12 protein-coding genes are annotated in these 12,969 nt (G+C 73.5%); 3 read left to right on the plus strand and 9 right to left on the minus strand.

Going from position 1 to position 12,969, the window contains the following annotated elements; translation table 11 throughout:
- Positions 1-11 precede the first annotated feature (11 nt).
- Both HEK131_RS27130 and HEK131_RS27135 read right to left on the minus strand, forming a co-directional pair.
- Positions 12-359: a hypothetical protein gene (locus HEK131_RS27130; RefSeq protein ID WP_217461938.1), complete on the minus strand. Its 348-nt coding sequence runs from the start codon at positions 357-359 to the stop codon at positions 12-14.
- The gene (locus tag HEK131_RS27135; protein WP_244337421.1) at positions 356-2,071 is read right to left on the minus strand and encodes a hypothetical protein; all 1,716 of its coding nucleotides are present in this window, start codon (positions 2,069-2,071) and stop codon (positions 356-358) included. The genes HEK131_RS27130 and HEK131_RS27135 overlap by 4 nt, the downstream gene beginning before the upstream one ends.
- A gap of 312 nt (positions 2,072-2,383) precedes the next feature.
- On the opposite strand from HEK131_RS27135, the gene HEK131_RS27140 reads away from it, so the two are divergent.
- Positions 2,384-3,070: a siderophore-interacting protein gene (locus HEK131_RS27140; protein ID WP_217461936.1), complete on the plus strand. Its 687-nt coding sequence runs from the start codon at positions 2,384-2,386 to the stop codon at positions 3,068-3,070.
- A gap of 64 nt (positions 3,071-3,134) precedes the next feature.
- Here the strand turns inward: HEK131_RS27140 and HEK131_RS27145 are convergent, their stop codons facing one another.
- The 4 genes from HEK131_RS27145 to HEK131_RS27160 form a co-directional block, all read right to left on the minus strand.
- Complete coding sequence (locus HEK131_RS27145; protein ID WP_031180783.1) at positions 3,135-4,124, minus strand: malate dehydrogenase; 990 nt, start codon at positions 4,122-4,124, stop codon at positions 3,135-3,137.
- Between the two features lie 309 nt (positions 4,125-4,433).
- Positions 4,434-5,390, minus strand: a complete 957-nt coding sequence (locus tag HEK131_RS27150) for a helix-turn-helix domain-containing protein (protein ID WP_244337423.1) — start codon at positions 5,388-5,390, stop codon at positions 4,434-4,436.
- A gap of 299 nt (positions 5,391-5,689) precedes the next feature.
- Positions 5,690-6,154 carry a DUF3017 domain-containing protein gene (locus HEK131_RS27155; protein WP_244337425.1) on the minus strand — a complete coding sequence of 155 codons (465 nt, stop codon included), beginning with the start codon at positions 6,152-6,154 and terminating at the stop codon, positions 5,690-5,692.
- Positions 6,144-6,998, minus strand: coding sequence for a bifunctional methylenetetrahydrofolate dehydrogenase/methenyltetrahydrofolate cyclohydrolase (locus HEK131_RS27160; protein ID WP_161148855.1), 855 nt, complete (start codon positions 6,996-6,998; stop codon positions 6,144-6,146). Before HEK131_RS27160 ends, HEK131_RS27155 begins: the two co-directional genes overlap by 11 nt.
- A 262-nt stretch (positions 6,999-7,260) precedes the next feature.
- Between HEK131_RS27160 and HEK131_RS27165 the strand changes: the two genes are divergently transcribed.
- Positions 7,261-7,857 carry an RDD family protein gene (locus HEK131_RS27165; RefSeq protein ID WP_217461933.1) on the plus strand — a complete coding sequence of 199 codons (597 nt, stop codon included), beginning with the start codon at positions 7,261-7,263 and terminating at the stop codon, positions 7,855-7,857.
- 70 nt (positions 7,858-7,927) lie between these two features.
- On the opposite strand, the gene purH is transcribed toward HEK131_RS27165, so the two are convergent.
- Complete coding sequence (gene purH, locus HEK131_RS27170) at positions 7,928-9,499, minus strand: bifunctional phosphoribosylaminoimidazolecarboxamide formyltransferase/IMP cyclohydrolase (protein WP_244337427.1); 1,572 nt, start codon at positions 9,497-9,499, stop codon at positions 7,928-7,930.
- Positions 9,496-10,134: a phosphoribosylglycinamide formyltransferase gene (gene purN, locus HEK131_RS27175; RefSeq protein ID WP_217461931.1), complete on the minus strand. Its 639-nt coding sequence runs from the start codon at positions 10,132-10,134 to the stop codon at positions 9,496-9,498. Before purN ends, purH begins: the two co-directional genes overlap by 4 nt.
- Positions 10,135-10,403: 269 nt before the next feature.
- Between purN and HEK131_RS27180 the strand changes: the two genes are divergently transcribed.
- Entirely contained in the window at positions 10,404-11,156 is a 753-nt protein-coding gene (locus HEK131_RS27180; RefSeq protein ID WP_244337429.1) for a hypothetical protein, read from the plus strand.
- Between the two features lie 70 nt (positions 11,157-11,226).
- Here the strand turns inward: HEK131_RS27180 and HEK131_RS27185 are convergent, their stop codons facing one another.
- Positions 11,227-12,885, minus strand: a complete 1,659-nt coding sequence (locus tag HEK131_RS27185; protein WP_432215677.1) for a cell division protein PerM — start codon at positions 12,883-12,885, stop codon at positions 11,227-11,229.
- Between the last annotated feature and the right edge of the window lie 84 nt (positions 12,886-12,969).

The raw sequence follows: 12,969 nt of genomic DNA on the forward strand, positions 1-12,969 counted from the left end.
TGGTCTTCCGGTCACATTCCGAGCAGTCCGGCCACGGCACCCGCCGAGGCGAGCACGCTGAGCAGGGCCTGGGAGTCGTCCAGCGACTGACGCAGGCGCTCCCGGCGGGTGGGGCCCGCCTGGCCGGTACGGGCGATCTCGGCCTCGGTCTCGGCGAGCGCCTCGTCCAGCGCGGCCGTCTGCTCGGTGCTCCGCACCCGCTCCAGGTCGGCCCGCAACTCCTTCACCGCTTGGAGGAGTTCCCGGTCGGCCGGTGCGCCCGTGCCGTGGTGGTGGCTCTCGGCGCGGGCGTGGCTGCCGATGGCGAAGGTGCTCCCCGACACGTCCCCGATGCGTACGTTCGGCTCCTCACCGGTCATGTCCCGGCTCCCTTCTGCGGCGCGGGCGCGGGCGCGCCCGTCGCGGATGCGTGGCTGCCGACCGCGAAGGTGCTGCCCTCGACCCGGCCGATGTGCACGTCACCGTTGCTGATGTTGACGACCTTGCGGACGAACTCGCCCGTCTCGTAACCGGATTCGGCGAGCGCGGACCGTACGCCGTCGGCCACCCGGTCCTGCACGCCCCGCAGATAGCGGGCGACGTCCATCTCCTGGAACAGCGAGCCGACGGGCGTGGAGCCCAGTTCGCGCACCGAGAGGGCGGGGCCGTCCGGGAGGGCGCCCGCGTAGCCGCCGGTCAGCAGCCGCCACCCGTACACCAGGCCCCGGCCGAGCTGGGCGAGGGCGCGGCCCGCCGAGCCCGGTACCAGGACGAGGGCGGTGACGGCCTTGCCGAGGGCGTTGTTGTTGCGGAACCGGTGGGCCGTCCGGTCGGCGTCCTTGAAGTCCTCGCGCACCGGCGTCAGCACGTGCGGGGCGATCTCCAGCATCAGCATGCCGCCCTGGGTGTGGACCCGGACGTACACGGTGACGACCAGTTCCTCCTCCCAGCCGCCGACCCGCACGCGCAGGAAGTGCCGCCGCTTCTCGGCGCCCTCCTCCACCGCCCGCGCCCGGTGCTCCTCGAACGCCTGCGGGGTGTACGGGGCCTGGTCACGGGTGAGCAGCCCCTCCACCGGGAGGAACACGCACTCGTCGATCTCCAGCCGGCGCAGCCGGTCCCGGACGCCGGGGCCCGCGTACTCGGCCGGGACCCGCAACTGCTCCAGCCGGGGCCGGATCTTCTCCAGGATCGCCCGGTTGCTGAGCGGCTGCCGCTCCTTCCTCAGCTCGTCCGGCTTGAGTTCGACGGCCAGCACCCAGGTGTCGTACGCGTCTCCGGCGCCGCAGAACGGGCGTGCCTCGTGGTACATGACCAGCGGGGCGTGCTGCTCCAGCCGGACGCGCCGGCCCAGCCGCTGGAAGCGGGGGCCCGGTGCCTGCTCGGCGGGGTCGGAGGCGACGTCCGGGAAGCGCCGCGGGGAGAGCTCGGCCGCCAGGGCCCGGCTGAACTGGGTGCGCTGGGCATGGACGCACACCGCGATCAGCGCGAGCACGACCAGCGCGAACCACGCCTGCCAGACCTCCACGGCGGGGCTGAGCGAGTCGGAGAAGTCCTCGGGGCTGCCGTACCCGTACGGGTCGTACGCCGGCTCGTCGGACGCGCCCCCGCCGAACGCGGAGAAGACGGTGAGGACGAACAGCGCGGCGAACCACGCGCGGCCCCACCACCGCGCCAGGAAGGCGAGGACCAGGCGGTACAGCGGCGGCCGTTCGGCCCGCCCGCGCAGCCACGGGGCGAGCGCGAGCCAGATGCTGGGCCACAGGAACAGTGCGAGCAGCCCGCCGCTGAGCAGCATGCCCACCAGCCACAGCCCGGCGATCGCCCCGGCCCACAGGAGCTCCTGCCGCCGGGCCCGCAGCGCGTGCGCGAGCACCCTGGCCGCGTCGAAGCCGAGCGAAGGCGCCACGATCCGCTGTTCGTTGAGGTGGAGTTCCTCGATGACGCGGTCCCGGTAGCCGGAGTCCAGGTAGGTGCCCGCGCACAGCAGCCGGGTCGCCTCGCTCGTGTGCGGCGGCGCGGGCGGCGGATGGTCCGGCGCCCCCTCGGCCGTGGTCCGGTCCGCCTGGCCCGGCACGTGAGCACTGCTCATGCCATCCCCCGATGCATGGAAGTCCCTCGCCCACGAGAAGGTGGACGCGACCGCCGAGCATAGAGGGCTGACGGCGGGTCAGGGAACCGGAATTCGCCCGCCCGTCGACTCCCGGACGCGGGGGCGGAGCCGGGCGCGAGCAGGGCCGGCCCGACGGCCGGTGGTCGCGGGCGCGGGCGTGGCCGCGGCGGCCGGAACCGCACCCTCCGCGCCGCCGCCCCCACCCCGGAGCGCGTAGCATCGCCCTCCACCCCCCACCGATAATCAACTCCGGTCCGATAGAACCGAGTTGTCCACTTCTAGGAGCCGTGCATGCCCGCGCTGCTGAACCCTGTCCTCGATCTGCTGATGCTCAGGGGCACCGTCACCGCCGTGGAGCGGTTCACCGCGCGGATGCGGCGCCTGCGGATCGAGAGCGACGCCCTGGCCGGGCTCGACGTGCTGCCGGGACAGCAGGTCCGGGTCCTGGTGGGCTCCGCGCTCACCCGGCGCACGTACTCGGTGTGGCGCTACGACCCTTCCGGCGCCGTCGAGCTGTGCGTCCTGGACCATGCCGGGGACGGCCCCGGCGCCCGCTGGGCGCGCGAGGCAGCCGTCGGAGACGAGGTGCGGATGGGCAAGCCGGAGGGCTCGTTCACGCTGCGCCCCGACGCCGCCCACCACGTCTTCGTCGGGGACGAGACGGCGTCCGTCGCCTTCGGCGCGATGCTCGCCGAACTGCCCGACGGGTCGCGGGTGTCGGGCTGCGTCGAGACGGACACGGCGGCCGACCGGCTGCCGCTCCCCCACGCGGGCCGGCTCGACTGGGTGCTGCGCGGCGAGATCCCGCTGCCCGAGGCGGTGGGCCGGCTGGCGCCCGCGCCGGGCGGGGTGGCGTACGTCGCCGGTGAGGCGCGCACCGTGCAGGCGGTACGCCATGTGCTGCGGGACGCGGGCTGGGACCGGCGCTCGGTGCTGACCAAGCCGTTCTGGGCGCCGGGCAAGCGCGGCCTGGAGTAGGCGACATGGGGACGGGCCCCGTCCGGAAGACCGGAGGGGGCCCGTCACCGGGTACGCGCGGAGCCTAGATGAGGCCGAGACCGCGGACCGCGTCGCGCTCCTCCGCCAGCTCCTGCACCGAGGCGTCGATGCGGGCGCGGGAGAACTCGTTGATGTCCAGGCCCTGGACGATCTCGTACTTGCCGTCCTTGGTGGTGACGGGGAACGAGGAGATCAGGCCCTCCGGGACGCCGTAGGAGCCGTCCGACGGGATGCCCATGGAGGTCCAGTCGCCCTCGGCGGTGCCGTTGACCCAGGTGTACACGTGGTCGATCGCGGCGTTGGCGGCGGAAGCGGCCGACGAGGCACCGCGGGCCTCGATGATCGCGGCACCGCGCTTGGCGACGGTCGGGATGAAGTCGTCGGCCAGCCACTGCTCGTCGCCCACGACCTCGGCGGCGTTCTTGCCCGCGACGGTGGCGTGGAAGATGTCCGGGTACTGGGTGGCGGAGTGGTTGCCCCAGATCGTCAGGCGCTTGATCTCGGAGACCGGGGTGCCCGTCTTCTTCGCGAGCTGGGTCAGCGCGCGGTTGTGGTCGAGGCGGGTCATCGCGGTGAAGCGCTCGGCGGGTACGTCCGGGGCGGCGGCCTGCGCGATGAGCGCGTTGGTGTTGGCCGGGTTGCCCACGACGAGGACCTTGATGTCGTCCGCGGCGTTGTCGTTGATGGCCTTGCCCTGCGGCTTGAAGATGCCGCCGTTGGCCTCCAGCAGGTCACCGCGCTCCATGCCCTTGGTGCGCGGGCGGGCGCCGACGAGCAGGGCGACGTTGGTGCCGTCGAAGGCGACGTTCGGGTCGTCGGTGATCGTGATGCCGTTCAGCAGCGGGAACGCGCAGTCGTCCAGCTCCATGGCCGTGCCCTCGGCCGCCTTGAGCGCCGGGGTGATCTCGAGGAGGCGGAGGTTGACCGGCACGTCCGCGCCGAGGAGCTGCCCGGAGGCGATGCGGAAGAGCAGGGCGTAACCGATCTGGCCGGCCGCGCCGGTGACGGTGACGTTCACGGGAGTGCGGGTCATGGCGTTCTCCGTATGGCTGGCGGTGGGGCGTCCCTGCCCCGTGCGGATGATCGATCTCTTGGCGTCAAGAGAGATCAGCGGTCAGGCTATCGCGCATCCTGCATGCCGGACGTCCGGGGCCCTGTGGCCCGCCCCACAGCCCTCGCATCGGTTCCGGCCCCGCACACGGCAGCGGCCGCCCGTCCGGGAGAGGAGGACGAAGGCGGCCGCCGGTGGGGGTACCGGCTCGCCGGACTCCCGTGGGGGGGGTACTTGTCCGCCTGCCCCGGTTCCCGCGACCCATGCACCCCGTACCGGAAACTCCCGCGCTCACTTGGTGCAGCCGGTCCGCCCGGCCGCCAGGGTCACGCACGCCTCGGCCTCGCCCGCGCCGGTCACGGCCACCATCGGTGTGTACGCGATGGTGTCGCCGGCGGCGGTGACGTCACCGCGCTGAGCCGCCCGGCCCGCCGTGATCCGCACCTGGTCGCCCTGGGCGGCACCGGTGATCCGCCCCCAGGCGGCGCCGCAGGTGCTGCTGTAGCGGACCTCCAGCGTGGCCGCGCCGACCGTGGCGGTCCTGGCGGTGGTCACCAGGCCGCCGCCGCTGCATCCCATGGCTTCGGCGTCCTTGCCGGTGCAGCCGGCGCCCACGCACTTGACGCCGGGCGGCGGATCGGCCGCCCTGGTGGCGGTCGGCGAGGGCGAGTTCGCCGCGCGGGCCGCGCCCGCGCCCTCGTTCCGGCCGGTGAGCAGGAAGACGGTACCGATGACGACGAGTACGGCCGCGGCGCCCGCGACGAAGAGCAGGAGGCGGCGCCTGCCCTCGTGGGACTCGGCGGTCGCCGAGGACCGGCGCGCGTCCACCTCCGAAGCGGTGTCCGTCACCGTGCCCGCCGGGACGGTCCGGGTGCCGCCCGCCGCCTCGGCCTCGGCCCGCGCGCCGCCGAAGTCGCCCAGTTCGGCGCGGGCCTGGGTGATCCGGATCTGCTCCATGGTGCGGTCCTGGCGCATCTCGGCGCGGCTCCAGGCGCGTTCGGCCAGCTCCCACATGGTGGTGAGGTGGACCGGGCTGGTGCCGGTGACCTCGGCGAGCGCCGCGATCGCACCTCTGGGCGCGAGCAGCCGCCCGTTCAGATACCGCTCCCAGGACGTCTTGCTGTACCCGGTGCGGTCGGCCAGCGCGGCGACGCTCAGACCGCCCTGGTCCACGAGCCGCCGCAACTGACCGGTGAACTCGCCGATCTGCGGATCGAGATCGTCCGGCAGCGCTTTCCAACGAGCCATGTTTCCCCCCTCGTTGCTCCCCCGGCAGCACCGCGACACCTCCCCGCGCCACGCCACCGCCCCCGCTCCACGGTAGCCCGCGGGAGGGGGGTCTTCATGACGTATCCGGCGAACTGCCCCTGTTCCGGCGCCGATCGACCAGGTGTGGCAGAGCGCGGACACGGTGGCGGAACGGTCACCTCCGTGCCACAGCGCACGGACAGGCGTTGCCCGGCGCACCCGACGGCCGCCAGGGTGAAGTCCCGGCGGCTCGCCCCTGATCGGGGGTGGGGGCGAGCCGCCGGCCTACGCGTGGAAGGTCAGCCGGCCACGGTGAAGTGGAGCGTGTCCTTGAGGAACGGGACCCGCAGCCAGGGGTCGGGCTGGACCATCAGGGCCAGCAGGACGATCGTGAGGCCCAGCACCCCGTAGGTGACGATGTCCGTGAACCGGGAGCGGACGGCCAGCATGCCGACGCCGGGCAGCGTCCAGCGCAGCGCGGCGCCCGCCAGCAGGGCGGCACCGACCAGCAGCAGGCCGACACGGGTCACGTCGAGGGCGACCAGCAGCAGACCGAGCGCGGTGGCGGAGAGCACGACGAGCACGGGCCACTGCCGGGCGGGCGCCGGGGCGTCACCGGCCGCGGCCCGGCCGCCGCCCTCGGGACGGGCGGTGTCCTTGGTGAACAGCGGGAAGCGGCGGGTGATGCGCCTCGTACGCCCCTGGGCGTCGGGGGCGCTGATCGCGTCCCGCACCTGCGGCTCCCCGGAATCCTCAGCCGGCACGGCGCTCCGCCGCCTCCACGACGTTGACCAGGAGCTGCGCGCGGGTCATCGGGCCCACGCCACCGGGGTTCGGGGAGATCCACCCGGCGACCTCGGCGACGTCCGGGTGGATGTCACCGACGATCTTGCCCTCGGCGTTGCGGGAGACACCGACGTCCAGCACGGCCGCGCCCGGCTTGATGTCCTCGGCGCGGATCAGGTGCGGGGAGCCGGCGGCCGCGATGACGATGTCGGCCTGCTTGAGGTGGGCGGCCAGGTCACGGGTGCCGGTGTGGCACTGGGTGACGGTGGCGTTCTCGCTGCGCCGGGTGAGCAGCAGCGGCATCGAGCGTCCGATGGTCACGCCACGGCCGACGACGACGACCTCGGCGCCCTTGGTCTCCACGCCGTACTGGCGCAGCAGGGTGAGCACGCCGTTGGGGGTGCAGGGCAGCGGCGCGGGCTCGTTGAGGACGAGGCGGCCGAGGTTCATGGGGTGCAGACCGTCGGCGTCCTTCTCCGGGTCCATCAGCTCCAGGATGCGGTTCTCGTCGATGCCCTTGGGCAGCGGGAGCTGGACGATGTAGCCGGTGCAGTCGGGGTCCTCGTTCAGCTCGCGGACGACCGCCTCGATCTCCTCCTGCGTGGCCGTCGCGGGCAGCTCACGCTGGATGGAGGCGATGCCGACCTGGGCGCAGTCGCGGTGCTTGCCCGCGACGTACTTCTGGCTGCCGGGGTCCTCACCGACCAGGACGGTGCCGAGGCCGGGCGTGATTCCCTTCTCCTTCAGCGCCGCCACGCGGGCGGTCAGATCGGACTTGATCGCGGCTGCGGTGGCCTTGCCATCGAGAATCTGGGCGGTCATGGACCCATCCTCGCGGATGACGGGCCCCCGGTTCCAATCCGGTCCGCGTGGGCTGCGCCACCGTCGCGCCCCAGATGTCCGGCGATGATCGTTGATGTTGCACTTGCACAACACATAGGGAATGCGGCTGGACAAGAAGTTGTGGCTCCACAACGATGAACGGCGCATACATCGCGGTCCGGTGGGGGGCAAACCGCTCAGATCTTGACGTTCCTCCGTGCTGTCCGCGTCGTTCCCGCAGTACCAACGGAGGAAACCAGCCATGAGTTTCGGCTCGCCCCAGAACCCTTACGGTCAGCCGCAGGACCCCCAGCAGGGATACGGGCAGCCGCAGCAGCCCGGCTACCCGCAGGCCCCGCAGGGTGTGCCGCCGCAGCCGGGCTACGGCTACCCGCAGGCGCCCCCGGTCCCGCAGCAGGCGGGCTACGGCTACCCGCAGCAGCCCGGTTACGGCTACCAGCAGCCGCAGTACGCGAACTGGGGCCAGCGGTTCCTCAGCCGGCTGATCGACACCATCTGCTACATGGTGGTCTACGTGCCGCTCGTGGTCATCGGCGCGAAGGCGGAGATCCCGGCGCTCGCGCTCATCGGCTTCCTCTTCATGATCGGCTTCCTGATCTACCAGGTCATCCAGGAGGGGAAGACGGGGCAGACGATCGGCAAGAAGATCGTCGGCACCCGCACGCTGAAGGAGGACACCGGCCAGCCGCTCGGCGGCGGCATGGCGTTCGTCCGCCAGCTCGCGCACATCCTCGACGGCCTGCCCTGCTACCTCGGCTACCTGTGGCCGGCGTGGGACTCCAAGAGCCAGACGTTCGCCGACAAGGTCTGCGGCTCGATCGTGATCGTCAGCAAGTAGACGCGGTACGACAGGCGGCCGCCCGCTCCCCTTCCGCGAGGGGAGCGGGCGGCCGCTTTTCGCGCGTGGCTCAGTGGAAGAAGTGCCGCGTGCCCGTGAAGTACATGGTCACGCCCGCCTCCTTGGCGGCCTCCACGACCTGCTCGTCCCGGATCGAGCCGCCCGGCTGGACGATGGCCCGCACTCCGGCGTCGATCAGGATCTGCGGTCCGTCGGGGAACGGGAAGAACGCGTCGGAGGCCGCGAAGGCGCCCCGCGCCCGCTCCTCGCCCGCCCGCTCGACGGCCAGCCTGCTGGAGTCGACGCGGTTGACCTGGCCCATGCCGACGCCGACCGAGGCACCGTCCTTGGCGAGCAGGATCGCGTTGGACTTCACCGCCCGGCACGCCTTCCAGGCGAAGGCCAGCTCGGCCAGCTCGGCCGGGGAGAGCGCGTCACCGCTGGCCAGCGTCCAGTTGGCCGGGTCGTCGCCGTCCGCCTGGAGCCGGTCGGCCTCCTGGACCAGCACCCCGCCGTCGATCGGCTTGATCTCGACGGTGGCGGCGGGCCCGTGCGGGGCCTTGAGGACCCGGATGTTCTTCTTCCGGGCGAGGGCCTCCAGCGCGCCCTCCTCGTAGTCCGGCGCCACGATGACCTCGGTGAAGATCTCCGCGACCTGCTCGGCCAGCTCCTTGCTGACCGGCCGGTTCACCGCGATGACCCCGCCGAACGCGGACAGCGGGTCGCAGGCGTGCGCCTTGCGGTGCGCCTCGGCCACGTCCGCGCCGACCGCGATGCCGCAGGGGTTGGCGTGCTTGATGATCGCCACACAGGGCTCGTCGTGGTCGTACGCGGCACGGCGGGCGGCGTCCGTGTCCGTGTAGTTGTTGTACGACATCTCCTTGCCGTGGAGCTGCTCGGCCTGCGCGAGGCCGTTCGCGCCCGGCTCGACGTACAGCGCGGCGGGCTGGTGCGGGTTCTCGCCGTAGCGCAGGGTGTGCGCGCGGTCCCAGGTGTCGCCGAGGAAGTCGGGGAACGGGGAGTCGTCGACCGGGGCGTACTCGGTGGCGAACCAGTCGGCCACGGCCACGTCGTAGGCGGCGGTGTGCCGGAACGCCTCGGCGGCCAGCCGCTTGCGGGTGGTGAGGTCGAAGCCGCCGTCCTTGACGGCGCCGAGGACGTCGGCGTACCGCTCGGGGCTGGTGACCACGGCGACCGAGGGGTGGTTCTTGGCGGCGGCGCGGACCATGGACGGGCCGCCGATGTCGATCTGCTCCACGCACTCGTCGGGCGAGGCGCCGGAGGCGACGGTCTCCCGGAACGGGTACAGGTTGACCACGACCAGGTCGAACGGCGTGACGCCCAGCTCGGTGAGCTGCTCGCGGTGGCTGTCCAGACGCAGGTCGGCGAGGATGCCCGCGTGCACCTTGGGGTGCAGGGTCTTGACCCGGCCGTCCAGGCACTCGGGGAAGCCGGTCAGCTCCTCGACCTTCGTCACGGGGACGCCGGCGGCGGCGATACGGGCGGCGGTGGAGCCGGTGGAGACCAGCTCGACCCCGGCCTCGTGCAGCCCGCGCGCGAGGTCTTCCAGGCCGGTCTTGTCGTAGACGCTGACGAGCGCCCGGCGAATGGGCCGCTTGGTGCTCTCGGCGGTGGCGGTCACGGGATAACTACCTTTCGTCCCTCAATGCGATGGCCGTTACGGGCGAGCCGCCCCACGACCTCGACGAGCAGCCTTCGCTCGACGTCCTTGATGCGCTCGTGCAGCGCGCTCTCGTCGTCCTCGTCCCGGATCTCCACCACGCCCTGCGCGATGATCGGCCCGGTGTCGACGCCGTCGTCGACGAAGTGGACGGTGCAGCCGGTGACCTTGGCGCCGTACGCGAGCGCGTCGCGTACGCCGTGGGCCCCCGGGAAGCTCGGCAGCAGGGCCGGGTGGGTGTTGACGAACCGGCCGCCGAACCGGGCCAGGAACTCCTTGCCCACGATCTTCATGAAGCCGGCCGAGACCACGAGGTCGGGCTCGTGGGCGGCGACCGCCTCGGCGAGGGCCGCGTCCCACTCCTCGCGGCTCGCGTGGTCCTTCACCCGGCACACGAAGGTCGGCAGCCCGGCGCGCTCGGCGCGGGCCAGCCCCTCGATGCCGTCGCGGTCGGCCCCCACGGCGACGATCCGCGCGCCGTACGACTCGGCTCCGACGCGCTCGATCTCGTCCAGCAGGGCCTGCAGGTTGGTGCCGGAACCGGAGACCAGCACGACGAGGCGCCGGGCCGCTGGACCGGCGGGGGTGGCGGCCACGATGAGGCCCTTTCTCGGGACGGCGGTGTGTCCGGCCGGCGTTTGTAGGGTTCTACGAATGCTTCGCGTCCCGCCATACGGGGAAGTCTACGAAGCGGCCGGCCGCCAGCAACGATACCGGCACTCCGGACGGCCCCCACGGGACGGGGGCGTGGCCGGAAGGTAGCGTTCACAGCGAGCCGGCTCGGGAACGCGGTCGCCGTGCGGCGCGTTCACGGGATGACAGCTCACGTCGGACTTTGAATCACCTAGGGGAAGACGCTCCTTTGATGCCCGATCGCAGCCCGCGACTCCTCACGTTCCCGCCGCTCCCCGGCCTGGAGGGCGAGCGTGGCGCCGTACTGCTGCGGGAGCGGCCGACCTCGCCGCCCCAGGCACCCTCCGGCGGCCGGGGCGACGACGACCGGGGCGGTGACCAGCAGGACGACAACCCCTACGCGGCCCCGCCCGAGGACCGCCCCGACCAGCCGTGGCGCCCGCGTCACCCCGAGGGCGGCTCCGACGACTCCCGCTGGGGCAGCCAGTGGAGCGACCGCCAGCCCGGCCGCGCCCCCGGCAGCTTCGGCGAGCGCCCCGGCTCCGGCCCCGAGGGGCAGAGCGGCGGCAGCGGCAAGCAGCGCTGGGACCCCACTGACCCGGCCCAGCGCCGCGCGCGGTACGCGCTCCTGGCCGGAATGTGGGCCATCTTCTTCGTGCTCCTCGGCTGGCCCTACGTCTCCCTCCTCCTCGGCGCCCTCGCCCTGTACTGGGGCGGCAGCTCGCTGCGCGCCAAGCCCCGCACCCCGTCCCCGGACGAGCCGGCCGCGCCTCAGGGCGTCCGCCCCCAGACCACGGCGGCCGTCGCCGGCATGGTCACCGCGGCCCTCGCCCTCGTCCTGGTGGGCGCGGTCTTCACCGTCCAGCTCGTCTACCGCGACTACTACACGTGCGTGAACGACGCCCTGACCCAGCAGTCGAAGCAGTCCTGCGAACAGCTCCTGCCGCAGAACCTGCGGGGGGTACTGGGGTCGGCCAACTCCTGAGAAGCGCCGCGCCCTTCGGCAGGTGATCCGGGGGGGGCTGGCTCAGCGGGCCTGGCTCGGAGGGCCTGGCTCAGACGGAAGAGTCCGACTCGGCCGGGTCCGGGTCGGCTTCCGGGGTCCGGGCGGGGGCCAGGGCTTCGGTGGGTTCCGGGTCGCGGGACGGAGCTTCCGGCGCAGGGGCTTCGGGCTCGGCGGGGGGCTGGTGCGGGACGGTGTCGGCGGCTTCCGGGGTCCGGGGACCGGACGACTCCTGTGAGGCACGCGGCACCGCCAGGGCGTCGGCCGCCTCCTCGGTGTCCGTCTGGAGGAAGTCGTACAGCTCCTCCTCCTGCTCCGGGGCGGGCTCGGTGACGCTCGGGGTCGCCTCCACGGCAGGGGGCTCGCCGGCTCCGGTCAGCCATGCCAGTGAGCTGCGGCGTCTCCCCGCGGGACGGGACCTGCGCGGAGGCAGCACGCCGGTGCGGCGGAGGGCGTGCAGACGCCAGGCTCTCGCGGTGAGGGTGACCGGCGTGCCCAGGAGGAGCACCCAGAGCCCGGCCGCCGGGCCGGTCAGCCTGCCGAGGGGGCCGAAGCGGGAGAGGGCGGAGCCGCCCAGCGGGCCGCCGGACAGTTCGGCGAGCAGGGCCAGGGCGACGGTGCAGGTCAGCGCGGCCAGCGCCAGGACGCCGAGGGTCCGCCCCGCCGACCAGTGCAGCCACGGCCGGGCCGGCGTCACGGCCGCCGAGCCGACGACCCAGCCCGCCGTCACCCCGGCCGCCATCGGCACCAGGACGACCGCCCAGTTCAGCGGGGAACCGGGGCCCGCGTCGGGTACGGCGGCGAGCAGGGGGAACGGGGGCAGCAGCGGGGCGGGGTCCGAGGCGAGGGGGTGCACCATGTGTCCGGAGCCGAGCGCGAAGCCGGGGCCGAGGGCGTAGGAGGCCGACCACACGGCCGCGTTGGGGATCAGGGTGACGGCGAGCAGCAGCACCGTGAACCGTCCGGTCCAGCCCTCCGTCAGCTCGGTGAAGGCCAGCCGGGCGGTGTCCCCGTGCCAGACGAGGGACGTGCCGAGCAGCAGCGCCCCGCCACCGGTGAGCACGGCCGTGGCCGCTCCGGACGCGCGGGCCGCCGTACCGAGCCTGCGCCGCGCGTCCGCGCCGGACAGCGGTCCGCGCACCCAGCGGGGCGACAGCCCGGGCGAGAAGGGCCGGTGCGGCCGGCCGCAGCCCGCCCAGACGCCGACCGCCGCGGCCCCGCCCGCGAGCAGCGGCAGACAGACCGTCACCCAGGGCCACTCGGGGCGCGGTTCGCCCCCGGACGCGTACAGCGCGGCCGCGGCGCCGACGCCGAGGTAGCCGAGGACGACACCCGTCCACGCGGTGCGCGCGGGGACCGGGGGCGGGCCGTCCGGCTCGTCGGAGGCGTCCGTGGCGTCCCGCGCCGCCCGGTAGACCAGCCACACCGGCAGCGCGAGCAGCAGCAGCGGGGTCAGCCCGACCGGCTGGGGCACCCCGGACAGCGTGTCGGCGCGGACCAGTTCGACTCCGTGCGCCAGCAGCCACAGCGCGGCCGCGACATGCAGCGCACCACCGGGCCCGCTGTCCGGGTAGGGCGAACTGACCCAGAGCAGCATCACCAGCGCCGCGCACGCGCCGAGCCCGAGCCCGGCCGCGAGCGCGCCGCCCGCGAGACCGGCGCCCAGGCCGGGTGAACGGTCGCGCATCCGGGACCGCAGGGACGACGACATGCGACGGAGTGTCAGCGGCATCACGTCCGCCATGCTCCCAACGACACGCGCTTTCCCGGCGTAACAGGCGAACCCCCGAAGTGT

Source organism: Streptomyces seoulensis (assembly GCF_022846655.1).
Lineage (GTDB): Bacteria > Actinomycetota > Actinomycetes > Streptomycetales > Streptomycetaceae > Streptomyces.

Bases quoted from the DNA above. Each gene is read 5' to 3' on its own strand.
- HEK131_RS27185 (WP_432215677.1), bottom strand. From the start codon at position 12,885: ATGTCGTCGTCCCTGCGGTCCCGGATGCGCGACCGTTCACCCGGCCTG.
- HEK131_RS27130 (WP_217461938.1), bottom strand. From the start codon at position 359: ATGACCGGTGAGGAGCCGAACGTACGCATCGGGGACGTGTCGGGGAGC.
- HEK131_RS27135 (WP_244337421.1), bottom strand. From the start codon at position 2,071: ATGAGCAGTGCTCACGTGCCGGGCCAGGCGGACCGGACCACGGCCGAG.
- HEK131_RS27165 (WP_217461933.1), top strand. From the start codon at position 7,261: ATGAGTTTCGGCTCGCCCCAGAACCCTTACGGTCAGCCGCAGGACCCC.
- HEK131_RS27145 (WP_031180783.1), bottom strand. From the start codon at position 4,124: ATGACCCGCACTCCCGTGAACGTCACCGTCACCGGCGCGGCCGGCCAG.
- HEK131_RS27180 (WP_244337429.1), top strand. From the start codon at position 10,404: ATGCCCGATCGCAGCCCGCGACTCCTCACGTTCCCGCCGCTCCCCGGC.
- HEK131_RS27150 (WP_244337423.1), bottom strand. From the start codon at position 5,390: ATGGCTCGTTGGAAAGCGCTGCCGGACGATCTCGATCCGCAGATCGGC.
- HEK131_RS27160 (WP_161148855.1), bottom strand. From the start codon at position 6,998: ATGACCGCCCAGATTCTCGATGGCAAGGCCACCGCAGCCGCGATCAAG.
- HEK131_RS27140 (WP_217461936.1), top strand. From the start codon at position 2,384: ATGCCCGCGCTGCTGAACCCTGTCCTCGATCTGCTGATGCTCAGGGGC.